This is a genomic window from Actinotignum inguinis, assembly GCF_051265835.1.
GTDB lineage: Bacteria > Actinomycetota > Actinomycetes > Actinomycetales > Actinomycetaceae > Actinotignum > Actinotignum timonense.
Genome location: NZ_JBOZDP010000004.1, coordinates 52,032 through 74,514 on the forward strand (window position 1 = coordinate 52,032; position 22,483 = coordinate 74,514).

Below are 22,483 nucleotides of genomic sequence, written 5' to 3' on the forward strand. Positions count from 1 at the left end.
GGCTCCAGCGTGCCGCACGTGCCCCGAAAACGCAGCTACCCGCAAACGGCCTGTGGATACGCGCGACGTTTGGGAACTTGTGGACAGCGCCTCGAAAACCCAGCTCCCGGAAAGCCCGGCGCCGCGAAAAGCGCAGCTCCCCGAACACCCGGCGCCTCGAGAAACCCAGCTACCCCGGCAGCACAATATCCGTGACGCCGGTGGCGACCGGGCGCCACGCCCCGCCGTCGCGAGTGGCAACCACCTGCTGGTCGGTGAGGACCACGATGGATTGCTCCCCGCGCCCGGCGGTCAGCCGCACCGAACCGGGATAGGGCGTGACGTTGAGGCGTTCCATGGGCCCGCCCACCCGCACCGCGAAAATCAGCGGGTCGGTACCGGCGGTGGCGCGCCCGAGCACCGCGATATCAGTACTGGAAATCCACGCCACCGAGCTCACATCCGCCAGGCGTTGCCCCACTTCCAGGGGGTCGCCGAGCGCCGTCGGCTCGTGGCGGGCATCGCGCTGAATGGGAGCAATGAGCATCTGCACGGTATCCCCCACCTGCGCCACGATGAGCAGGCGCGCGCCCTCACGCGAAGCCCGCACCTCGCGAATCCGCGCCCCCTTGAGGAACGGCGCGGTCAACTCGCGCACCCGGCCGTCATCGGCGGCGGCCAGCACCACACCCTTATTATCGGTTTCGGAAGTCCACACCCAACCCCAGTAGTCATACGAGGGCTCCACCAGGCGTTCCCCGCGCACCATCGTGAAAGGCTGGAAACCATCGCTTCCCACCCGCACCAGGGCATCGCGCTGGGCGGTGAGCAGGGCGTAGGAGGCCACCGAATCGGAATAGTTCCCGGCCATGCGCGCCACGTGGATATCGTCGAACACCCCGCTGCTGAAGACCGGGCGGGTCTTGCCTTCTTCCACCTTGTAGGGCCGGTTATTTTCCAGCACCGTGAGGTCATAAGCCCCGTACGGATACGTGGGCAGGTCAGCGATGGCGATGGTATCGAGCGGCTCGCCGGACACCGTAATATTCACCGAATGCACCGGCACCACGCTCTGGCCGGTGAAGGAACGCTGGATTTGCTGCACGGCACGCGCCTGGGATTCCCGGCTCAAGGTGGAGATTTCCGCGGTGACATCCAAGGTCAGCACCCCGCTTTCCAGTTTCGGGCTGGAGGCCATACGCAAACTGGTAGGAATTTCCGAGTGCACCGCATCGGCAAGCCAAGGCGAGGGCCCGGCTAGCAGCCCGGCAATCGTGGAGGAAATAAAGGTCATCCGCGGGTAGAAACGCAGGTCGGGCACCATGGTATCCGAGCCGGGACCGATGAAATACAGCGGGGTGCGCACGTACATGGAGGCGAAGAGGCTATCGGTCATCATGATGCCGTCTTCCAGTTCCGCGATGCGCCATTCGCCGCTGGCATTGCGGTCCAGTTTGAAGGTGGTGGAGTGGATGGCGTCCGTGGAGGCTTCGGTGTAGCGCCCGCCGGTATCTACGGTTCCCTGCGCGGTCACCGAAATAACGTAGGTGCCGTCCTCGCGTTGGGTGGGGGAAATATTTTGAGAATTCGGGTAGACGCGCACCTGGGAGCGCGGGTTCCAGGTGCGGCCGGCTTCTTTGGTGAGGAATTGGCGGGCGGTGGCGTAATCGTCGCCCGCCCCGCTGCTTCCGGCCAGCAGGAAACCGCGGATCACTTCTTCGGGTGAGGCACCGGTGGCCGGGCCGGCCGGGGTGAGGCCGAAAACAGCTTCTTCGGTGGGAGGCACGCTCGCCTCATTGACCGGCCCGGAGCGCGGCAGCCGCCCGCAGCCGGCCAGCGCCAAGATCACCACGCTGAGCAGCACCGCAAGGGCACGCCCCCGCCCCGCTTTCTTCAGCACGTGCGTGTTCATGCGTCCTCCTTCCCCGCCGGCCCGGTCGGCGCCGCCGTACCGGTGGGCGCTATTGTTCCGGTGGGCGCGCTTTGAGTGTGCGTCGTCGTACCGGAAACGCCCGTGCCCGGTACCGCATTTTTCGGCGACGACGCCGCAGCGGCCCCGCTACCTGCGTCCACCGGCGCTACCGCAGTTGCGCGAATAGCTGGAATCGTGCCGGTGGTACCCACCGCGGGCAGGGACCCGGTGGTATCCGCCCGCGCGATCTCGATGGGAATATCCCCGCTGTCCTGCCAGTCTTCCGCGGCCGCCACCCGCAGGGGCAGCGGCGGGGTGAAGGCCGCTTTTTGGGTGCGGGGCACGGTGAGGAGGAAGGTGGATCCCACCCCCAATTCGCCGGTGGCTTGCAGGCGCCCTTCGTGGAGCAGGGCGTCCTCGCGGGCGATGGTCAGGCCCAGGCCAGTTCCCCCGGATTTGCGGACCCGGGAGGTATCGGCGCGCCAGAAACGGTCGAAAACATGGGAGGCCTGCTCGGGGCTCAGGCCGATACCGCGGTCGGATACTTCCACCGCCACCGCGGTATCCGAACCAACCACCCGCACTTTGACGGGCCCGCCTTCGGCATGCTCCACCGCGTTCACCACGAGGTTGCGCACGATGCGTTCGATGCGGCGCGAGTCCACGCTCGCCACGGTTTCCCCGCGCGCGGAGAGCGTGACGGGCACCCCGTTCGCTTCGATGAGGGGCGCCTGGGAGATGATCACGCGCCGCACAATTTCTACGACGTCGATTTTGCTGGTTTCCAGCACCATCGAACCCGCATCGAAACGGGAAATCTCCAGTAGATCGGAGAGCATGGTGTCCAGGGAAATAAGTTGGGAATGCTGGAGTTCAGCCGAACGGCGCAGGCTGGAGGGAAGTTCGGAACGCTTATCGTAAATGAGCTGGCCGGCCATCCGGATCGTGGTAACCGGGGTGCGTAATTCGTGCGAGACCGCGGATACGAAATTCTGCTGCACCTGGGAGAGCCGCTCGAGGCGGGTGAATTGGTCCTGGAGCGATTCGGCCATCTGGTTGAAAGCGGAACCGAGCTGGGCTAATTCGTCTTCCCCGCGATCGTCCATGCGCACATCAAAAGCGCCGCCGGCCAGCTGGCGGGCATTTTCCGCCGCCGCCCGCACCGGCTTCAAGACCACATTGACGAGCACCCCGGTGGCCACCGCCACGATGGTGAGCAGGGCGATGGTGGCGAGCATCAGCACCCGGGAAACCTGGGCCACCGTCACTTCTTCGTTTTCCAGGGAATAGAGCGTGTAGAACTCATACATGCCGGCATTGGGCAGGCGCACGGTCGCGCCGATAAGAATCCCGGGAAGGGTGTATTCCTCCCCTTTAGCAATCGCCACCGCCTGCCATTGCGGGCTGGAGGATTCTTGCACGGCTTCGCGCAATTCGGGGGTGAGCACATCCATAACGGTTGCCGGGGTGGGAGCCCCCACATCCGCCACCAGGTAGTTACCGGTATTCTGCCCCGGGGAGCGGATGAGGGCCGTGCCCACTACCCCGCGGATCGGCTCAAATTGGGAGCGCACCTGCGCGTTGGCGATTTCCTGGACCGCCCCGGACGTTTGGGCATTCGCGGAGTCAAAAACGTACTGGGCTTGGGAGCGGGCACCGTAGAACTGTTCGGTGGCGGCGCTCACCGCGCGCTCGTAGAGTTGCGAACGCGTTTGGTTGGCAACAATCACCGCGGTGACGATACTGGTGAGCACCCCGATGGCCACAATTGCGGAAACCACCCGCGCGTTGAGGGAGGTGCGCCACGATTGTGAAAATGAGGTGAGGGCGCCACGCCCCATGCTCCCGAGGCTGCGATGAATATAGCCGCGCCGCGAAAATTGACTCACTCCTGGGTTGCCCCCGCCCGGTAGCCCACCCCGCGCACCGTAATAACCACCTCGGGATTATCCGGGTCCTTTTCCACCTTGGAGCGCAGGCGCTGGATATGCACGTTAACGAGGCGGGTATCGGTGGAATCGTGGCGGTAGCCCCATACCTGTTCCAGGAGTTCTTCGCGGGAGAACACCTGGTAGGGCTTGCGCGCCAGGGTGGTGAGCAGCTCGAATTCGAGGGGTGTCAGGTGCAGATCCTCCCCGTTGCGGGTGACCTGGTGGGCGCGCGGATCGATAACCAGATCGGCAACCCGCAAGGTTTCCGCTTCCGGTTCGGTACGCCGCAGCCGCGCCTTAATGCGGGCCAGCAGCACCGAGTTCTCAAAAGGCTTGGTGACGTAATCATCCGCCCCGGCCTCCAGGCCGGCCACCACATCCACCGAATCGGTGAGCGCGCTCATCATAATGATGGGCACATCGCTTTCTTCGCGCAGCTGGCGGGCCACTTCCACCCCGCTCATCCCGGGCAGCATGACGTCCAGCAGCACAATATCCGGTGTTTCCGCCCGGAAAATAGGCAGGGCATTGGTGCCGGTGGCACACACCGTCACGGCGTATCCTTCCGATTCCAGCAGGATCGCCACCATTTCAGAGATACCGGGATCGTCATCGACCACAAGAACGCGCATAGTCATAGCGCCATTTTCTCACGTTCGTGCCAATCGTGCAGAAAAACGCACGAATGGCGTGCGCGGTGGGCCCGGGGCCGAAGATGCGTCGTCGTACCCCTAGTTATCCTCCGGCGTTTCCGGTTCCTCACTGCGCACCACGCTTAGGCGCGGGCGCACTGCCACATCGGAGGGGCGGCTCACCCGCCGGGTAGCGCGGGTGGGTTCGGGTGGCTGGCGGGTCGCGGTTTCGCGGATGGCGTCCGCGAGCGCCATGAGGTCGGTATCCGAGGGCGGGGCCGGTTCAAATTCGGTGCGCAAGCGGATCATCTGCCAGCCGCGCGGGACGGTCACCGATTCGGCGTGGGCTTCGCACAGGTCGAAGGTGCCCGGGGAGGCCACCGGTGAGAGCGGCCCGATCACGGCGGTTGCTTCCGCGTACTGGTACGTCAGCGTGGCAACGGCCGGCTGCTGGCACGTGGTGCGGGAACACTTTCTCAACGGACTCACGCCTTAGACGTTAGCACGCCCGTGTAACCTTGGGGTATGGACACTTTTCCTTCCCAGCCTCGCCCCCGCCGCCGTGATCGGCACGGACGGGGCATTCGAGGACCGGTGATCCCCTACACCCTGCCCGCTTGGCGCACCCGCGCCGATAAATTCGACGATATTATCGCCGCCGAACTCGCCACCTACCGCGCCCATTTCGGTGATGACATGCGCGATCTTGATTTCGCGGTGATGGACGTTCCGGCCTCCGATCCTTCGCCGTGGGAGGACGGCGTGCCGCTCGCGCGCCTGCTGCCTTTCGAGCGCGGCGGCGCGGTGCGGGCGCGGCTGCTGTTTTACCGGATGCCGGTGATGCGCACCGCGATGGCCAGCCCCTTCCCGCGTATCGTCATCCACGATATTGTTACCGAGCAGCTCGCCGCGGCGATTTCCCGCCACCCCGAAGACATCGATTTTTTGCGGCGCGGATTCTAGTTTTTTCGGGTACGACGCCGCAGCTGCGGCCCGCGTCCCTGCGTTCCTGCGCCCCGCGGCGGCGCGGTGGTGCGCTTTTATGTATCGCACACACCTAGGTGGCTCGCATCCCTGATTTTAGTTCTGGCGCACCGCGACGCGGGCGGAGAGTGCTTCGCGCTGGTCGGCCACCGCGCTCACCCAATCAATTCCGCTGGCCCCGCCGGCTTCCCCGTTCGGGGCGAGGATAAGCGCCGCGGCGCTCACCGGGTTTTCCGCCTCGATGCGGTAGCCGCGGGCAGCCTCAGGTAGCTCCACCGTGGCGTATCCGCGCACCTGAGCATCCACGGGGTCGAGGTCCACGCCGTCGGCTCCCACCGGGGTGATGTCAACGTGGCCGCGCCCGGCCAGGGCCAGGCGGGCCGGGCCGGGCCCGAAGCTTCCCGCGGTGCGGGCGGCCGGGGCAACCGGGCTGGCCCACGCAGCATCTCCCCCACCGCCCAGTAGCACGCCCGCGGCGAGGGGCTGCGCCCCGCGCACCTGCACCGCATAGGTGCCCGGGTCGATACCGGCCAGGGTGAGGTCCATCACGGAATTCGCGGCGATCTCCACGTCTTCCCCACCGGGCAGGGTGCGGGTGGCGCCGTCTTCTGCGGTGAGCTGCACCGTGAAGGTGGTGGCCTCCCCGGGGTTGGCGATGCGCAAGGTGGAGCCCTCCGGGATTCCCGGAATGGTCAATTCCGTGGCGGCCGGGGCGCCGGTCGCGAAGTCCACCCCGGCGCCGCTGGTGCCAGAAATATGCTGGTTTTGCAGGGTGGCTCCGAAGGTGCCAGCCTGGGTGCTCAGGTGGAAGGCGAGGCGGGAATCTTCGGCGAGCAAGCCGTCCAGGGTGTGGCGCACGGTGGAGCGCCCGGGTACCGCCACTCGCACCGTGCCGAGCGGCCCTGCCCCGCCCAGGCCGTCCACCCGCACCGTGATGGATGCGGCTCCCGGATTGGTGAGGAGAAGCTGGTTGGAGTACCCCACGCTGGTGGCCGAGGCGGTGATCCACAGGTCTCCCGCCCCGCTCACGCAGGTATTCGTGGCCAGGCCGCGCCCGTTACCGCCCTGGGCGCTGTAGGCGACCGCGCCGGAAAGAACCTCGCCGGGATCGGCGCTGAGGATGGTGCCGGTGGGGAGCGCTGCGCGCGCTTCCTTATCCGCGGTGCCGAAAAGCAGCACCTGGGTGGCGATATTTTCCGAGGTCCCCCCGGGGGTGCCCTCCACGGTCATGCCCGCGGAAATGGTTTGTTCGAATCCGCCCCCGCACAGCAGCTGGGTGGGGGCTTCTCCCGCGCTCGCCACCTCGGCTTCTACCGCGCGCGGCGCCCCGGTGGGAAGAACGACGCCGGCCGCCGCTACCGCGGCGGCGATTCCCGCCGCCGCAAGCGCACTACCGGCCCGCACCGTGAGGTGGCGCCAGCGCGCCCCGCGCCCGCTGGCATGCCCCACTTCGGCTTCATCGCGAACCTGGTCCATTACTCCACCACCTTCCGACGCACCGGGATGGCCACCACGAGCGCCGCGGCCACCGCGAGGAGCCGCGCGGCGGCCACCAGTGCGTCCCCGGTGCGGTTATAGGTAATCGTCAGGCGCCCGGAGCTCCCGGCCGGTATCTCAAAAGCTTGGGCCCACCCGGCGTTATAGGCGGGGAGGCGCTCGCCGTCCAGGCGGGCTTCCCACAGCGGGTCCTGGCGTTCGGCCAGGCGCACAATTCCGCCGCTGCGGCCCGCGCTCGCGGGTAGTTCGGTGTCCACGCTGTAGCGCCCGGCGGGTAGCGCGCTGCCGTCCAGGGTGAGGCGCGCGGCATCCACGGCGCTCGCCTCGCTGCGGGTGAGCCGCCAGGAAAGTTGCTGCTCAGTGGCGCTGATCATATCGAAACGCCCGGTGGAACCCAGGGCGCGGGCGAGCTCCCCGGCCCGGGGTGCCTGGGCGGGGATCACCACGTAGGAGATAGCGTGTTCGGCCAGGATATCCGCGGCGCGCGGGTTTCCGGCGTTCATATCGGCGACGGCGCTGGCCACGTCCGCCGCGGCGGCATCCCCGGAGTAGGTTCCTTCCAGGGCCGCGAGCGCGCCGGCCATGGTGCTATCGGTGAGTTGGCGGCCCGGCCCGCGCCAGATCTCGGCGCGAATACCGTTCTCCGCCGGGTAGAGGGCGAGGACCCGCACCCGATCCGGGGAGGAGGCTTCGAGGGTGGCAGCGGCCGGCACCGGCCTCCCGGTTTCCTGCTGCAGCTCGGTGGTGCCGGTGAGGGCCCGGCTGAGGTAGAGGCCCGATCCGGCCAGGGCGGTCAGGATCAGGACCGCGACCGAGCCCAGGCCGAAGAGCTGGTAGAGCCCGAAGGAGCGGCCGCTCATATCGGTGCGCAGGCCGTCCCCGGCGCTCACCAGCGCGATCCACAGCCCGCCGAGCGCCACGCTCAAGCCGATACCGCTCCAGGCTGGCGCGCTGAGTGCGGTGGCGCCGTCGTACACCTGGGCCACGGATACGCGAGTGGAGGCAATCGCCCAGGCGAAACCGGCCGCGGCAATCAGCCAGCCGGCGCGGATGCGCTGCCAATTGCGCGCCCGGCCCAGGGCCAATACCGCGATCACCACGAGGCAGGCCGCGCAGATGAGGGCAATTTCCCCGAGCCACGGAAGGGTCTCAGGTTGGGCGAGCGGGAAGAAGGAGAGGAGGTCGAGGGTGCTCGGGCGGGCCGCGAAAGGCTCCCCCGGGGTGGCAAAGAGCAGCCGCCAGGAAGCCTCAAGCCCGGGAATAACCACCACGGCCGCGGGCATCACCACCCACAGCCAGCGCAGGCGCCGCCAGCGCAGTGTCCCCACCAGGGCAATGAGAAGAAGCACGGCGAGCATGACCGGGGCGGCCGCGGCCAGGTAGATACCGGCGAGCGCCGCGGTGCCCAGGCCCGCGGTGGATTCGATGCGGTCGCGAGTGCGGGGCAGGCGCCATACGGAAAGCACCGAGGCGGCGAGCACCGGCACAAGTATATGGACGAGCGCCCCGGCCACGTGGCCCGCGCTCAACGCCCCCACCAGGGGCCCGGCCCCGGCCCACACCAGGCCGGCCACCGCGCGCACATGCGGGGAGAAAGTGAGGGTGCGGGCCGCCCAGAAAGCCGTCATGCCGGCCAGCACGGGGGCGCACAGGAGCAGGAGCACCGCGGCGTCCCCCAGGGTTCCCCCGAAGGGCTGCAGTGCCAGAGCGAGCGGGGAGAGCAGCGTCCATAGCGCGTCGATGCGCCCGGGGCTGCCGTCCCCCACCGCGAGCCAGCCGGGCAGGCTGGCGCGCAGCACTTCGGTGCCGGTGAGGGCATCGGGGCGCAGTGCCCCGCCGCTCAGGTACCCGCCGCGCAGCAGCGGGAAGGCCGCCACTCCCGCCACGAGGGCGGTCAGGAGGAGGACGGTGCGCCGGGCACGTGCGGTGGACCGGTGCCAGCGCCGTCGTTCTGCTTCTTCAAGCGGATTCGGGCGCGCCACCAAACGGATTTTCTCCCGTTCGCTGCGTGTCATTTCGCGCCGTGCCGCGCGCACGTCACGCCCGCGCGCTTCGAGGGCCGCGAGTCCGGCACGGCTTTTTTCGGTGCGCCGGCGCCGGCGCCGGGCCCGCATCAGCGCGGGAAGGCTCCCGAGCAGGCGTGCGGCCCCGCGTATCTCACCGTCCGCGAGCCGTGCCTCTTTGCCCAGCAACCGCACCAGTGCCCGCACTGGGCCGAGCATCACATACCCGAGGAACAGGAAGGGTGCGAGCAGCGCGGGGGCGGCGAGCACCGCGTTGTAGAGTTGCGCGCCGCGGCGGGCCGCAAAAGAATCGCGGCCGTCGTTGCCGAGGGAGACGCGCGCGTGGCGCACGGTGGCGGAAGGTTCAACGACGACGCGCCAGCCCGCTCCGCGCAACCGCCGCGAGAGTTCAAGCCCATCTCCGAAGGGCCCCAGCCAGGTATCAAAACCGCCCACCTCACGCAGGGCACTGGCGCGCACGAGCATGCCGGCGCTTCCCACCGCGAGCACGTCGGAGCGTCCGTCCAGCTGCCCACCGTCGCGGTCATCGAGGGCGACTTCCGGGACTCGCCGCGCGCTGCGGGTGGCGCGGATACCGACTTCCAGGAGGGCGCCCGGATCAGCCCAATCCACCTGTTTGCAACCCACCGCGCCGATATTGGCGGCGTTTTCCAGGGTGCGGGCGAGCTTCGCGAGGGCATCCGGGGCGGGGGCGCTATCGTCGTGCAGGATCCAGTAGGCGTCATAGCTGCCGGTGGTGGATTCCGCGGCAGTCGATTTAGCCGTGGTGGACTCACCGGTGCCGCGTAGTTCATTGCTTGAATCGCGGACATCCGCGGCAACCGCGTCATTGACAGCTACCCCGAGTTTTCCGGTGAGCACGCTGATGGCATCGGGTTTTCGGGTGGAGGATTCCAGCGCGGCGAGGGTGTCCTCCAGGTAGGCGGAGCCCGGCCGGGTGATAACGAGAGCGCGAATTCTGAACTGCATTGCTGTTGATGCTACGCCAGCGCGGGCGCTGGGCGGTTATGCCTCGCCGACGCGGCGGCGTTGCCGGCTCAGGCGCCGGCGGTCATTATCCGACATGCCACCCCAAATACCGTGACGAATATCATGCTGGAGGGCGTATTCCAGGCATTCCTCCCGCACCGGGCATTCGTGGCAGATCGAGGTGGCGGGAGCGGTGGAGCCGCCCTTTTCCGGGAAGAAAATATCGGGATCGGTTTGGGCACACAGCGCGGATTCACGCCAGTGCAGCGATGCCGAATCAGCTTTATCGTAACCGAGGTCGAAGATATCGAGCATGGCGTCCTGGGCGTCCTGCGGCGTCAATCCGCCGCTCCCCGCGACGCGCAAGCCGGGGTTAATCCTCCGCACATGTCCTCCTCTAACCAAGGTCTCTTTGTAAATTACAAGCGTGTCATACCCAAAAAGTCAAGCGAAAGCGGTATATTGCCCACCCGAACTTTCGTTCGAGTCCGGCGTGTTGCCGCGGCCAGGTGCGCTTTAGGCCACGTGAGCGATTTGCTCACAATCACGAGGAGCGTAACCGGCCGGCGGCGCTCGGACCCGGCCGGCAGTCCCCGAAACCGGCCTGACGGAACTCGAAACCGGCCCGGCAGCCCTCGAAACCGGCCCGGCAGCCCTCGAAACCGGCCCGGCCGGTGGCGCCCGGCCTGCAAATAGGCAAAAATGACCCTATGCGTGGAATCATTCTGGCCGGAGGCTCCGGCACTCGACTTCATCCCGTTACGCTGGGCACCTCCAAGCAGCTGGTACCCGTGTATGACAAACCGATGATCTACTATCCCCTGAGCACGCTCATGCTCGCCGGGATTCGCGACGTCATGGTTATTACAACGCCCGAAGATGCCCCGGCGTTCCACCGGCTCCTCGGGGACGGCAGCCAATTCGGCATCAGTATTTCCTTCGCGGTGCAGGAAGTTCCCAACGGTCTGGCCACCGCCTTCACCATCGCTGCCGATTTTATCGGTAACGAACCGGCTGGCCTGGTGCTGGGCGATAACATTTTCTACGGCCCCACGATGGGGCGCCGCTTGGAACGCAATACCAATCCGGATGGTGGCGCTATCTTTGCGTACCATGTTTCGGATGCGCGAGCCTACGGCGTCGTCGAATTTGATGAGAATTTCAAGGCGATCTCCATTGAAGAAAAGCCCGCCCACCCGAAGTCCAATTTCGCGGTACCGGGCCTGTACTTCTACGATAATGACGTTATCGAAATCGCCCGCAACCTCGAGCCATCCGCGCGCGGGGAATACGAAATCACGGACGTCAATCGCAAGTACCTGGAGGCGGGCAAGCTCAAGGTTGAGGTGCTCGACCGCGGTACCGCGTGGCTGGATACAGGCACTTTCGATTCCCTCGCGGATGCCACCAGCTTTGTGCGCACCATCCAGGCCCGCCAGGGGCTCTCGGTGGGCTGCCCGGAGGAAGTGGCGTGGCGGCGCGGGTTCCTCAGCGATGAGGAACTGCGAACGCGCGGCGAGAAGCTGCGCAAGTCCGGGTACGGGGATTACCTGCTCGGGCTGCTGGAAGCCCAGCACGATATTCCTTCCGCGAGCTACTAGAGCGGGCGCTCGCTCAAACGCTACTCAAGCGAGCGTGTCGGGCGAGTGACTCGGACCCATTCACACAATCGGGGCGGCTGACATGGTGTCGGCCGCCCCGTTCTTTTCTCGTGCTAACTCACATAACTAGCCGAGGTACTCCGCGAGCACGCTCGGGGCCGCGGCCTCCCAGCGTTCCTTCCAATCCCCGATGGGCTCGATACCGGCCCGGCGCAGGGCACCGTGGGACAGCACCGAGAAATGCGGGCGCGGGGCGGGCCGGTTGAAAGCAGCCGCCGTCGTCTCCCCCACCATCGCGGGGTCTTTGCCGAGCGTCGAGACGATCTCGCGGGTGAAATTCCACCAGTTCGTCTTCCCCGAAGAGGTGCCGTGGTAGGTCCCGGAGGGAATATTCGCCTCGACCATGCGGTAGATAAGATCGGCGAGGTCCACGGTCCAGGTGGGCTGCCCCACCTCATCGGTCACCACGGACAGCGCATCGCGTTCGGAGGCCAGGCGCGCCATAGTTTTCGGGAAGCAATTGCCCTGGGCGCCGTACAGCCACGCGGTCCGCACGATGTAGTAGTCCTCCGTTTCGGCGCGTACCGCCCACTCCCCGGCCGCTTTGGTGCGCCCGTAGGCGCCCTTGGGGTTCATGACGTCATTTTCTTCGTAGGGGTCCACGGCGTCACCGGAAAATACGTAATCGGTGGAGACCTGTACCAGTTTCGCGCCGATCTGCGCGGTGCGCCGCGCCAGGATTTGCGGGCCGGTTGCGTTAATGGTGAAGGCTGCCGCCTCCTCACTTTCGGCTTTATCTACGGCCGTATGCGCAGCAACATTAACGACGACGTCGACCTTATCGACCAGGTGCGCCACCGCGGCCGGATCGGTAATATCCAGCTCGCTCTTATCCACGGCGAGCACGTTCTGCCCCCGCTGTGCCAGCAGAGCAACGAGATCCTGGCCGAGCATTCCCCGGCTTCCGGTAACCATCCAGCGCATGGGTGTCCTTTCCTTGTCTATACCCGCGTTATTGTACTCATTGGACCGCTGCCGCGGCAGGGTGGGAGGAGCCGGCGGTGCGGTGCGCCAGCTCGGCAGGGCGGAACTGGGGTAGTAGTTCCGCCCGGGTGAGCCGGTAGCACACCAGTCCGGCACCCAGAAGCGCGGCGTATCCGAGCGCCAGTGCCGCGCCGAGCACGGGTACCGGCAGCCCCGCCGCGAGCGCCCAGCGCTCTAGATTCATCCCGAAAACTGCTCCCGGGTAGCACGAACGCAGCCACAGCAGCATCGCGTACGCGGAGAGCAGCATGCTTGCGGCCACCACTGCGGGCAGGAGGAAACTGCGCCATCCAGCTTCTTCACGGTAGCGCGGCCGGCCCGCGGGCGCCGTGAGCGGCGGATCCCAATGGCGCCCGGCTGCCCCCATCGCAATAACCACCAGCAAGCCCAGGGCTCCGGCGAAAAGATAGCGGCCCTGCACTCCACCGATAATTCCCAATCCGCGGTACTGGTTGTAGGCCTGCACGATGAGCATGCCCAGGACCAGCACAATATTCGCGGTGAAGAGGAGGAGACGCCAGCTTTTATCCGGGTGGGCGCCAAGGGCACGCGCGATGAAAAGAACGGTGAGGAGGGAGAGGAGAATGAGGAGGAGCGGTGCGAAGGTGATATCCAGCCACCCGAAATCCGACCAGAAAGAGTCCACGAAGGAGGTGGTCACCCGCTCGGCGAAGAAGCCAATATCGGTGCCCGGCTCCGTGGCTTGGGCCTGGAAACCATCGGGTTGGATTACCCCGTAGCGCACAATATTACGCAGCCACCAATAGCCGCCGGTGAGAACACCGATGAGTCCCGCGCTCAGCCCCTGGGCCAGGCGCCGCCCCCACCCGCCTATACGCGGATTAGCGAGGAAGGCGAGGAAAACCACTAAGCCCATGGGGATGAAGGTTCCTTTGCTCCACAGGCCAAGCCCTAAGGCAAGTCCGGATGCGAGCACGGTGCGCCAGCGCCCGGCACCGAACATAGCGGAGCTCACCGCCGCAATGGTGAGCGCCCCGGCCCCGATGAAAAGGGCGTCGTTAGTGACCGAAGCGGAGATGAAGCTGAGCATGGGGATGGCGTATATCGTGCCGGAAGCCAGGAGCGCACCGCGCCGGCTCAACCCGGTGCGCCGCGCCGCGAAAATAAGGCAGGGCACCAGAGGTGAGGTCAGCACAATGGAGTAGAGCCGCAGGATAAGAATCTGGCGGTCCCAGGGGGCATCCGTCATTCCGGTGGCGCGTAACACCAGGGCTCCGCCGGCGTAATAAAGCGGGGGGTGCTGGGTCATCTGATCTAGAATAGGGACTGTGCTTTCAGCCCGCGCAGAGCGGCGTTGCTCGTGCGGGAGGAGTTTCTGGCTGCGGTAGGAATCCGGATCCGCGCCGATCCAGGCATCTCGCCCCAACCGGGTGCGGTAGTGCAAGGAGTAGCTGGGAGCTCCTTCCACCAGCAGGCCGCTAGCCCGGGAGGCTTCAAAAATATCGCGGTAAAGCCAGCTTGTTCCCGGATCGGGCCACTGCCCGGTCTGCTCGAGTCGAATAACGGAATTGAGGTGGTGAGGTTCATCCGGGGTGCGCAGCGGCGGGCTGGCAAGCGCCCAGAGCATCTGCCAGATAAGGAAAAGAACCGTGAGGAGCCCCGCGCACGTATAGAAACGGCGTGAGCTCATGGTGGTATCACTGGTTCGCATATGGTCCTTCGGGGAATTCACGGGGCGCCCGGCGATCCCCTCCTCACCGGATGGTACCGGTAGGGCCGCGGGAAGCGCGCTGGTTATCCCAGTCTAGCTTCCGCATCACCGGCGCGGAGAAGGTATCGTAGTTCCCGTACATCGAGTAGCCGAGTGAGGGAACATTATGGAGATTCGGGAATTAGCGATTGCGGGCGCATGGGAAATCACCACCAAGCATTTCCCCGATGAACGCGGTATTTTCTTGGAAGCCTACAAATCCTCTGTTTTTGAAGAAACAATCGGCCACCGTTTGGATGTGCGCCAGGTGAATACCTCGGTATCCAAGGCCGGCACCGTTCGTGGTATCCATTTCGCCGATGTGCCGCCCAGCCAGGCGAAGTACGTAATGTGCCCGCGCGGTGCAGTTCTCGATTTCGTTATTGATATTCGGGTGGGCTCCCCCACCTTCGGGAAGTGGGATTCTGTTCTTCTCGATGATGACACCCGGAAGGCGATTTATATTTCGGAGGGCCTGGGCCACTGCTTCGTGGCCCTGGAAGATGATTCCACCGTGGTTTACCTGTGCTCGGCGCAATACGCTCCCGGGCGGGAACACGGGGTGAATCCGCTGTGCTCGCAAGTGGGCCTGGTATTCCCGGAAACTGATCGCCAGGGTAAGAAACTTGAACTGCTGCTCTCCCCGAAGGATACCGATGCTCCCGATCTGGATGAGGCCGAACGCAGCGGGCTCCTCCCGCGCTATGAGGATGTCCAGGCTTTCCTCGCCACCTTGCGGAGCTAAAGATGAAGCGGGCTGAACTGTCCGCCCTCGCCAACCAGGTCACCGCGGTTGTCATTACCTATAACCCGGACGGGAACTGCGAAACCCGTCTTACCGCGTTGGCCTTGCAGGTGGGGCACGTGGTGGTTATTGATAACGGTTCGGAAGAATCGCGCCGGGCAGCCGTAGCGGAAAGCGCTCATGCGGTGGGTGCCCAGTTCATTTCGCTCGCCCAGAATCTCGGGATTGCGGCGGCCACGAATATCGGTATCGAACAGGCCCGGGCTCGCGGGGCTCGTTTCGTGCTACTCATGGATCAGGATTCCCTGGTTGGCTCGGATATGGTGACCCGCCTGCTTGAGGTACTGGCTGGCAATCCGCAGATCGGTGCGGCCGGCCCCCTCCCCAGCGAAGAACGCGAAGGGGAGGACCAGCTGGTGTACGTTGCCCGCGAGTGGGCCCCCAAGCGTGCCACCGCGGCCGAGCTGGAACGCCCGGTGCTTGACGTTGCTTTCCTTATTGCCTCCGGATGCCTCATCCGGATGGAAACGCTCGATGACGTGGGCGGGATGGGCACCGCTCTCTTTATTGACCACGTGGATCTGGAGTGGGGCGTGCGAGCCCGGAGCCAGGGGTGGCGCCTGGTGTGCGTGACGGCTGCCCGGCTCTACCATTCCCTAGGTGACGCCGTCGTTCTTCTTCCCGGTCGCACGCAACCGGTGCACGTGCACGCACCGATCCGCAATTATTACCTGGTGCGCAATACCGCCCGCGTTATTGGCAGTTCGTTATTCCCGGGGAAGTGGCGGGTGCGCTATGCCTGGTGGCTAGCGAAATACCTGGCCTTTAACGGCTTCCTCCTGGACCGCGGGGCCGAGCGGCGCCAGCTTATGCGCCAAGGCTTACGGGATGCGCGGCGGCGGCGCGGCGGGCGCATAGGTGACGCGGCAGTATGACATCGCGCTCGCACCTCCCAGATCAGCCAGCTGACCCAGCTGACTCAGGTAACTCAGCTCACCCAGCTGACCCGCCGGCGCCACCCGCATCACCCTCCCGCGGGCTGTGGTCCCCCCGGGTTTTCCTTTTTTCTTTCCTCGCTTTTCTTTGCTACACCACCGGCTTGAGCCTGCTCACTCCGCTGCACGGTTCCCCGGATGAACCCGTGCATGAAATTTACGGCTACCAGGTGGTCACGGGGAATATTCCCCTCGAATCGGAGCGGGTGCTCGCCCCGCGCTACCTGCGCTCGGGTGCTCCCGATTGCTGGCGTACCACCCGATCCCAAACCGCGTGGTGCTCGCCCCCGCTCAGCTCGGACGCCACCCTGCGGGAAATGGGAACAAGCGCGGTCAATTACCCGCCTCTCTACTATGCCCTCACCCACCAGCCGCTGCGCTTCCTCAGCGGAGCGGCGGCGCTCTGGGCAGTACGGGCGTGTTCGGCCCTGCTCTTTTCCCTGCTGGCGGCTTTCGGGGTATCGGCTTTCGCGGCCGGCCTGCCCCACCGCCGCGAAGCTTGTATTGCCCTCACTGTGCTCACCCCGGCGTTCTTCACTTTCGCCGGTTTTTCCAATCCCCAAAGCCTGGAAATCGGGGCGGCCCTCGCCATGGCCGGATGCCTCATCCCGCTCCTTCGGCCCCTCCCCCCACGGGAAACGGCGCGGCGCTGGATCGCGGGGGGCTGCGCGGCACTGCTGCTCATTATGGCACGCCCGGTGGGCCCGTACTGGGCTATTGCCATGTGCCTGCTCCTGGCCGGAGTGTTCGGGCGCGAGCGGGTACGCACCTATATTCGCACCCGCGCCTTCGCGATGTTCATGGCCCTGTGCGCTGCCGGCTGCCTGGCCTGGCTGGCGTGGACCCGCATCTCCACCATCTACGGCCCCACCCCCACCGAAGTCACCAATGACGGTTGGAGCGCTCTCACCCTGCGCCTCCTCGGGAATTTCCGCTACTACATGCACGAGACGATCGGCACCGGCGGGTGGCGCTCCGTGACCACCTCGGTGCCGGTCACGGTGCTCTACTGGGTGGTCCTCTTCGCCGTGGTGGCGGCCGCGTGGCGCTGGGGCCAGCGGCGGCACCGCCTCTCCATCGCCCTGGCTTTTATTTCCCTGCCGCTCAGCGCCGTCCTTATGAATACCCTGGTGCTCAGCCGCACCACCTTCCCCATCTGGCAGGGCCGCTACGGCTTCCCCTTCCTCTTCCCGCTCTTCTGGGTGTGCGTGGCTGTTATAGCAACCTCCGGGCGCCGTCGTACCAATATAAGCGGGGCCCTGGAGCGGGCAACCTCCGCCCTCTTTTTCCTGGCGACCGTTGATATTACGGTGCGGATGGCCTGGCGTTTTTACGCGGGTATCACCACGGCGCCGCTGTGGCGGGTCCTCACCGATACCCCACCGCACGCCCTCATCGGTGCCGCGCTCGCTATCGCGGTGGCGGGCACGTACCTGGTGCTCACGTGGCGTTCCACCCGCAGATGTGCCGATTCTTGCCCGCCCGTCATATAATTCCAGGGGCTTATTTGTTATGAGATGTACGTCAATCAATAACTCATCGAGGTGATCATGGGCGGCAATGCTGCTGAGGCGCGTTCCATCGATTTTTCGCAGGACCGCCGGCGGGTAGTGCACGGGAAAATGTTCCTCCTCGCATTCGTCGGGTTCTTTATCTATGCGATGGGGCTCAGTTTGCTCACCCCACTCAATGGCGGCCCCGACGAAACCCAGCACGAAATCTACGGCTACGCGGTGGTAACGGGGCAAATCCCCCAAAAAAGTATTCGCGTGGAGGCCCCCGCTTTTCTGCGGCGCGGTGCCCCGGATTGCTGGCGCCACGACCCGGCCGCCACCGCCTTCTGCTCGCGCATTTTCACCACGAACGACGAACTTATCTCCCAGGGCACCTCGGCGGTTAATTACCCGCCGCTCTACTACTACCTCACCCACTGGCCGCTGCTGCTGGCTTCCGGGAAATACGTGCTGTGGGGTATCCGGGTGCTTTCCGCCGGGCTTTTCGCCGGGCTGGCAGCGCTCGGCTTTTCTTCTCTGTACGCGGGGTTGCGCAGCGCCGCGCTACCCTATCTCACCATCGGTCTGCTGGCCCCGGGTTTCTATTCCCTCAGCGGTTTTTCTAATCCGCAGTCGATGGAAATCGGGGCGGCCCTGGCCCTCACCGGTTTCCTCCTCCCTCTCCTCAACCGGGTTCCCGCCCGGGAAGAACTGTGGCGGTGGATTGGCGGGGGGCTGGCCGCCATCCCCCTCGTTTGCGCGCGCCCGGTAGGCCCCTACTGGGCGATCCTGCTCTGTTTACTTTTCGCTATTATTTTTGGGCGCGTGGCGGTGCGGCATTACCTGCGCACCCCCGGATTCTGGATTTTCCTCGGGCTGTGCGCCCTGGGGTGCCTGGCCTGGTTCGGGTGGAATTACCTGGCCTCCACCTACGGGAAAGCACCCGATCCGGTGGCCAATAAGGGCGCTTTCCGCATGGGCCTGCAAATCCTGGGGACCATGCCCTATTACATTCACGAAACAATCGGGACCGCGGGCTGGCGCAACGTGGAGCCGAGCAGCCCGGTTTCCCTGTGCTACGTGATTTTCTTCGTCTGCCTGCTCATTGCGGTCTACCGGGCCGGGGCGCGCCACCACCGCCGCGCGGTTATTTTCGGGGTGGTGGTGCTGCCCTTCAGCGCCCTGCTCCTCAATACCGCGGTGGCGGATCGTATCCCGCTCGTCATGTGGCAGGGCCGCTACTGGTTCCCCTTCTTCTTCCCCTTCTTGGTGACCTGCGCGGCGGCTCTTCTCCAGCACCACGAGCTGCGTGAACGTACCGATTCTGCCCGCGACTCGCGCCTGATCCCGGTGCTTTCGTTGGCCGGGGCGCTGCTTTTCGCCGTGACGACCATTGATTTCACGGTGCGGATGGCCTGGCGTTTTTATGTGGGCTTGCGTACCCCCGTCTTCGCGGTTTTATGGACGACGCCGCCCCGCGCGCTGCTGGGTCTCCTTTTGTGCGTGGGACTTTCCTGCGTGGTTGCTTATCTTGTGGTGCGCCGCTACCGCCCGCACCTGAGTGCGCTACGCTGCGCCTGGCGTGAGTATCTGCATCCGCAGACCTTAGCGGCGGGCCGCGCGGCGCGCGGCGATACCGGCGAGGAGTCCGAGGCTCACGTCCGCGAGGGTCGTGAAAACACGCGAAAGTAGTACGACGACGACAACCGGCCCGCTTCCAACCGCGGTAGAAAGTACCGCGGCAAGAGCCAATTCCCGCACTCCCACCCCGGCCGGGACGAAGAACACCAGGAAACCGACGGTCCAGCCGAGCGCGTAGCCGCCGGTGGCGAGCAGGAAGGTGGGCAGTGAAGCGGCCATGCCCTGGTAGATAAGCATGAGCCAGAGTTGGGCACCCATAAGGAGCCATCCGACCGCGGCCCACAGTGCCGCCAGGCCGGTACCCCGCCAGCTCAGCTGGGCTTCCAGCGCCCCGCGCCCCAGAATTTTCAAGCCCAGGCTAATGATCCTATTGAGGACAGGTGGGATAAGGGCCACCACGCCCACGGGAATGGCCAGGGCGAGCCAGCCGTAATCTTCCATGAGGCCGGCCGGGCCCAGCAGTAGAGCGAGGACCGCCAGCACCAGGCCGGTCACGATAGAGACCACCATGGAGAGAAGCAGCGCCACGAAGGAGCGTCGCCGGGCGATGGAATGCGCCGCGCCCATTTCCGCGGCCGCCACAAAATTCCACACTCCGCCGGGCAGGTATTTCGCCACCTGCGAGGTGTAAAAAATACGCCGGGCCACCCGGGCGGGCACGGGCTGGCCCACGTCATTGAGAAGATAGCGCCAGGAAACCATCGTGCAGGCCACGTAAACCAGGGAGAGCGCGATTCCGGCCAGGCTCACCCACCAGGGCAGCGCCGCGAGCGCCTCCCCCACCGCTTCCCGGTTGGCCACGATTGCCCAGATCGCGGCAATCACCGCGAGGAGCATAAAGCCGGCCCGCACGGCTGGTGCTTGCAGGACGCTGAGGATTTTCTTCACCGGGGGCTCTTTTCCTTGGCGTGGCGGGTGGCCGCGCCCGTACCCCGCCTGCCCGGTTCCAGGTCGAGGGCCGCGAGGAGAGGGCGTACCACGTGGGCAGGGTGGAAAGCATTATCCGCGCGCTCGCTGGCTCGGGTACGGGCCGCAGTGATGGCATCCGGATCCGCGGCGAAACTCTCCAGCATATCGGCTAGGGCACTCGCATCCCCCGCGGGAACATAGGAGGCGGCGTCCCCGAGCATATCGCGCTGCGGGGCGGTGTCGGAGGTAATGAGGGCCAGGCCGGCGGCCATGCCCTGGTAGGCCTTATTGGGAACCACGCGCTGGGCCTTATCCGAGGTCCCGAAGATGCCCAGGCAGAGGTCATGGCCGGCGATTTCGCGCGGTAGCGCGACGGCGTCGACCCAATCCCGCCACGTTACCCGTACGTGGGTGCTTTCGCCTTCCAGAATCGCGCGCGCTTCGGCGTAATCTTGACCGGTGCCGATGAGGGTGGCCTCGAGGTCTACGCCGCGCTCCTCGAGGAGGCGCAGGGCGCGCGCAATCGTGACGGCGCCCTGGAGCGGGGTAAAAAGGCCGTAGAACACCACGCGGGGCGGGGTGTGAACCGGATGCGGGCTGCGGGCCGCGAAGAAACTTTCGGGCGAGCCCACGGGCACGACGACGCCGCGAGCGCGCAGGCTTTCGGGCATTTGGGCGAGGTGCGCGGGGGTATCCAGGACCGTGATGGTGGAGGCGCGGATGGCGGCGCTGTCCAGGGTGCGCAGCAGGCGGTCTTTGATCCCGGTATTGAGGCCGCGGTCGGTGGCGGTGGTGGAGGCGAAAATGAGGTGGTCGAGCACAATGGGGGTGCGCGGGAAGAGGAGGCGGGCCAGGAGCACATCGAAGTGGCCGAGGTAGCCCACCACGATAACGTCCGGGGCGTGCGGGCCGCGGAAGCGCCGGGAAGCGCGCACCAAATGCCACCAATGCCGGGCAATATCCGCTCCGAAGGAAAGCGCCCCGCGCGCGCTGGCGAGGGCTGCTACCCGGCCGGCGGTGCCGGTATCGAGGGGAATATTGAGTTCGCGTACCGTGTGGCCGTGCTCGGCCAGCCCGCGCAGCAGCACCCCGACCCGGGGGTGGTTCGCGGTGTTGTAGGTGCCAAAGCCGAGGATTCTCACCGGGTGGCTCCCCCGTTCGCGGCGTTATCCGGTGACTCAGAATGCTCCGTTTCAGGAACGTCAAGGGCATTGGGGGCTTGGTCGGTGCTCGCGGCGGCAGCCAGCGGGCGCGGCGGGCCGAAACGCAGAGCTTTGATGCCCTCTAGTTGCTGTTCGAGGAGGACGCGGTTGGTTTTGAGAAGGTCGGCGATGATGAGGATGGTGATGGAGATAATCGAGGCCACGATCATGGCCGAGCCGAAAATAAGGGATTGGATATGGCCGGCGCCCTGCCCCATGAAGTAGAAGATGAGGAAGCGGATGAAGGGGATGGCGCCCAGGATCCCGGTGATCGCGGCCGTCCAGCCCAGGGGCACATGGGGTTTGAACATGAGGTAGGAGCGCACAATCGCGGTCCCGGATTTGAACATGTGCTGGAAAATATTGGAGAACAGGCGTGATTCGCGGGTTTTTGGGTTGGTGGTGATGGGCACGGAGTCGATACGCAGGCGCTTATTTCCGGCCTGGATAATAGTCTCCATGCAGTAGGAGAATTGGGTGACCACATTGAGGCGGTAGAGCGCGCCCTTCGAGTAGGCCCGGAATCCGGAGGCGGCATCCGGGAGCTTGGTGCCGGCCGCTCGGTTAACCACCCGGGAACCCACATTCTGCATGAGTTTCTTGAAGCGGGAGAAGTGCGCGATTTTTGAGGTTTGACGGTCGGCAATCACGATATCGGCACGCCCGGCCACGATAGGAGCTACCAGTTCCGGGATGGCTTCCTGGGGGTACTGGTTATCGCCGTCGGTATTCACCACAATATCCGCGCCGTTCGCGAGCGCGTATTCCACCCCGTCCCGGAAGGAGCGGGCCAGGCCCTGGTTGCGGGCGTGGCGCACAAAGTGTTTCACCCCGTAGGATTTCGCGACCTCAACGGTGGCATCGGTGGAACCGTCATCAATAATGAGGATCTCAATGCTATCGATGCCCGGAATTTCCTTAGGGATGGATTCCAGCACCAGGGGCAAGGTCTTTTCCTCGTTCAAACACGGAACCTGCACAAATAGTTTCATATCCCTCTCCGCCGCAGTCGCGATGATCCAGCACCTAGCCTAACAAGCTCCGCGGGCTCTCACGCGGAGATACGCTGCTGCACGCCGGGAGTGCGGCGGGCGCCGCACTCGCGTTTCCCGCGCGCCGCGACCGTTCCTCACCCGCCGCGACCGTTCCTCACCCGCCGCGGCACCGCTCTACCTGTGCTTCCCACACGCCGCGGCACCGCCACGTCCTCGCCT

Annotated in this window: 18 protein-coding genes; 6 read left to right on the forward strand and 12 right to left on the reverse strand. The window is 65.5% G+C overall.

Annotated elements, in window-relative coordinates:
* Positions 1 to 169 precede the first annotated feature (169 nt).
* The 4 genes from ACRQFC_RS03750 to ACRQFC_RS03765 form a co-directional block, all read right to left on the reverse strand.
* A complete protein-coding gene (locus tag ACRQFC_RS03750) occupies positions 170 to 1,891 on the reverse strand; it encodes an LpqB family beta-propeller domain-containing protein (RefSeq protein WP_284883103.1) in 1,722 nt (573 codons plus the stop codon).
* Positions 1,888 to 3,780: an MtrAB system histidine kinase MtrB gene (gene mtrB / locus ACRQFC_RS03755; protein ID WP_284883102.1), complete on the reverse strand. Its 1,893-nt coding sequence runs from the start codon at positions 3,778 to 3,780 to the stop codon at positions 1,888 to 1,890. Before mtrB ends, ACRQFC_RS03750 begins: the two co-directional genes overlap by 4 nt.
* Entirely contained in the window at positions 3,777 to 4,460 is a 684-nt protein-coding gene (gene mtrA / locus ACRQFC_RS03760; protein WP_026428307.1) for an MtrAB system response regulator MtrA, read from the reverse strand. The genes mtrB and mtrA overlap by 4 nt, the downstream gene beginning before the upstream one ends.
* 93 nt (positions 4,461 to 4,553) lie before the next feature.
* Positions 4,554 to 4,943 (reverse strand): DUF3499 domain-containing protein, encoded by a 390-nt coding sequence (locus ACRQFC_RS03765; RefSeq protein ID WP_284883100.1) that lies wholly within the window; start codon positions 4,941 to 4,943, stop codon positions 4,554 to 4,556.
* Positions 4,944 to 4,979: 36 nt separating this feature from the next.
* On the opposite strand from ACRQFC_RS03765, the gene ACRQFC_RS03770 reads away from it, so the two are divergent.
* Entirely contained in the window at positions 4,980 to 5,417 is a 438-nt protein-coding gene (locus ACRQFC_RS03770) for a metallopeptidase family protein (RefSeq protein WP_284909390.1), read from the forward strand.
* 117 nt (positions 5,418 to 5,534) lie between these two features.
* On the opposite strand, the gene ACRQFC_RS03775 is transcribed toward ACRQFC_RS03770, so the two are convergent.
* Genes ACRQFC_RS03775 through ACRQFC_RS03785 form a run of 3 tightly spaced genes read right to left on the reverse strand, consistent with a single transcriptional unit; the run spans position 5,535 to position 10,315 of the window.
* Positions 5,535 to 6,914: a DUF5719 family protein gene (locus tag ACRQFC_RS03775; RefSeq protein WP_435734642.1), complete on the reverse strand. Its 1,380-nt coding sequence runs from the start codon at positions 6,912 to 6,914 to the stop codon at positions 5,535 to 5,537.
* Positions 6,914 to 9,928, reverse strand: coding sequence for a glycosyltransferase family 2 protein (locus ACRQFC_RS03780; RefSeq protein ID WP_284883097.1), 3,015 nt, complete (start codon positions 9,926 to 9,928; stop codon positions 6,914 to 6,916). Before ACRQFC_RS03780 ends, ACRQFC_RS03775 begins: the two co-directional genes overlap by 1 nt.
* Positions 9,929 to 9,964: 36 nt before the next feature.
* A complete protein-coding gene (locus ACRQFC_RS03785; RefSeq protein ID WP_425319833.1) occupies positions 9,965 to 10,315 on the reverse strand; it encodes a WhiB family transcriptional regulator in 351 nt (116 codons plus the stop codon).
* A gap of 323 nt (positions 10,316 to 10,638) precedes the next feature.
* Here ACRQFC_RS03785 and rfbA point away from each other — a divergent pair, with 323 nt between their 5' ends.
* Complete coding sequence (rfbA, locus tag ACRQFC_RS03790; protein ID WP_284883095.1) at positions 10,639 to 11,529, forward strand: glucose-1-phosphate thymidylyltransferase RfbA; 891 nt, start codon at positions 10,639 to 10,641, stop codon at positions 11,527 to 11,529.
* 126 nt (positions 11,530 to 11,655) lie between these two features.
* On the opposite strand, the gene rfbD is transcribed toward rfbA, so the two are convergent.
* Both rfbD and ACRQFC_RS03800 read right to left on the reverse strand, forming a co-directional pair.
* A complete protein-coding gene (rfbD, locus tag ACRQFC_RS03795; protein WP_284883094.1) occupies positions 11,656 to 12,513 on the reverse strand; it encodes a dTDP-4-dehydrorhamnose reductase in 858 nt (285 codons plus the stop codon).
* A 37-nt stretch (positions 12,514 to 12,550) separates the two neighbouring features.
* Entirely contained in the window at positions 12,551 to 14,245 is a 1,695-nt protein-coding gene (locus ACRQFC_RS03800) for a DUF2142 domain-containing protein (protein ID WP_284883093.1), read from the reverse strand.
* Between the two features lie 166 nt (positions 14,246 to 14,411).
* Here ACRQFC_RS03800 and ACRQFC_RS03805 point away from each other — a divergent pair, with 166 nt between their 5' ends.
* The 4 genes from ACRQFC_RS03805 to ACRQFC_RS03820 all read left to right on the forward strand — a co-directional run bounded on the left by ACRQFC_RS03805 (position 14,412) and on the right by ACRQFC_RS03820 (position 19,209).
* Positions 14,412 to 15,029 (forward strand): dTDP-4-dehydrorhamnose 3,5-epimerase family protein, encoded by a 618-nt coding sequence (locus tag ACRQFC_RS03805; RefSeq protein ID WP_284883091.1) that lies wholly within the window; start codon positions 14,412 to 14,414, stop codon positions 15,027 to 15,029.
* A gap of 2 nt (positions 15,030 to 15,031) precedes the next feature.
* On the forward strand, positions 15,032 to 15,964 hold the full coding sequence (locus ACRQFC_RS03810) for a glycosyltransferase family 2 protein (protein WP_284883090.1): 933 nt from the start codon (positions 15,032 to 15,034) through the stop codon (positions 15,962 to 15,964).
* A gap of 164 nt (positions 15,965 to 16,128) precedes the next feature.
* Positions 16,129 to 17,517: a DUF2142 domain-containing protein gene (locus tag ACRQFC_RS03815; protein ID WP_284883089.1), complete on the forward strand. Its 1,389-nt coding sequence runs from the start codon at positions 16,129 to 16,131 to the stop codon at positions 17,515 to 17,517.
* Positions 17,518 to 17,574: 57 nt separating this feature from the next.
* Positions 17,575 to 19,209, forward strand: a complete 1,635-nt coding sequence (locus ACRQFC_RS03820) for a glycosyltransferase family protein (RefSeq protein ID WP_284883088.1) — start codon at positions 17,575 to 17,577, stop codon at positions 19,207 to 19,209.
* Here ACRQFC_RS03820 and ACRQFC_RS03825 read toward each other — a convergent pair.
* Genes ACRQFC_RS03825 through ACRQFC_RS03835 form a run of 3 tightly spaced genes read right to left on the reverse strand, consistent with a single transcriptional unit; the run spans position 19,123 to position 22,261 of the window.
* Positions 19,123 to 20,046, reverse strand: coding sequence for a lysylphosphatidylglycerol synthase domain-containing protein (locus tag ACRQFC_RS03825; protein ID WP_284883087.1), 924 nt, complete (start codon positions 20,044 to 20,046; stop codon positions 19,123 to 19,125). The two genes, ACRQFC_RS03820 and ACRQFC_RS03825, sit on opposite strands and share 87 nt — an antisense overlap.
* On the reverse strand, positions 20,043 to 21,209 hold the full coding sequence (locus tag ACRQFC_RS03830; RefSeq protein ID WP_284883086.1) for a glycosyltransferase family 4 protein: 1,167 nt from the start codon (positions 21,207 to 21,209) through the stop codon (positions 20,043 to 20,045). The genes ACRQFC_RS03825 and ACRQFC_RS03830 overlap by 4 nt, the downstream gene beginning before the upstream one ends.
* Positions 21,206 to 22,261: a glycosyltransferase family 2 protein gene (locus ACRQFC_RS03835; RefSeq protein ID WP_284883085.1), complete on the reverse strand. Its 1,056-nt coding sequence runs from the start codon at positions 22,259 to 22,261 to the stop codon at positions 21,206 to 21,208. The genes ACRQFC_RS03830 and ACRQFC_RS03835 overlap by 4 nt, the downstream gene beginning before the upstream one ends.
* Positions 22,262 to 22,483 lie beyond the last annotated feature (222 nt).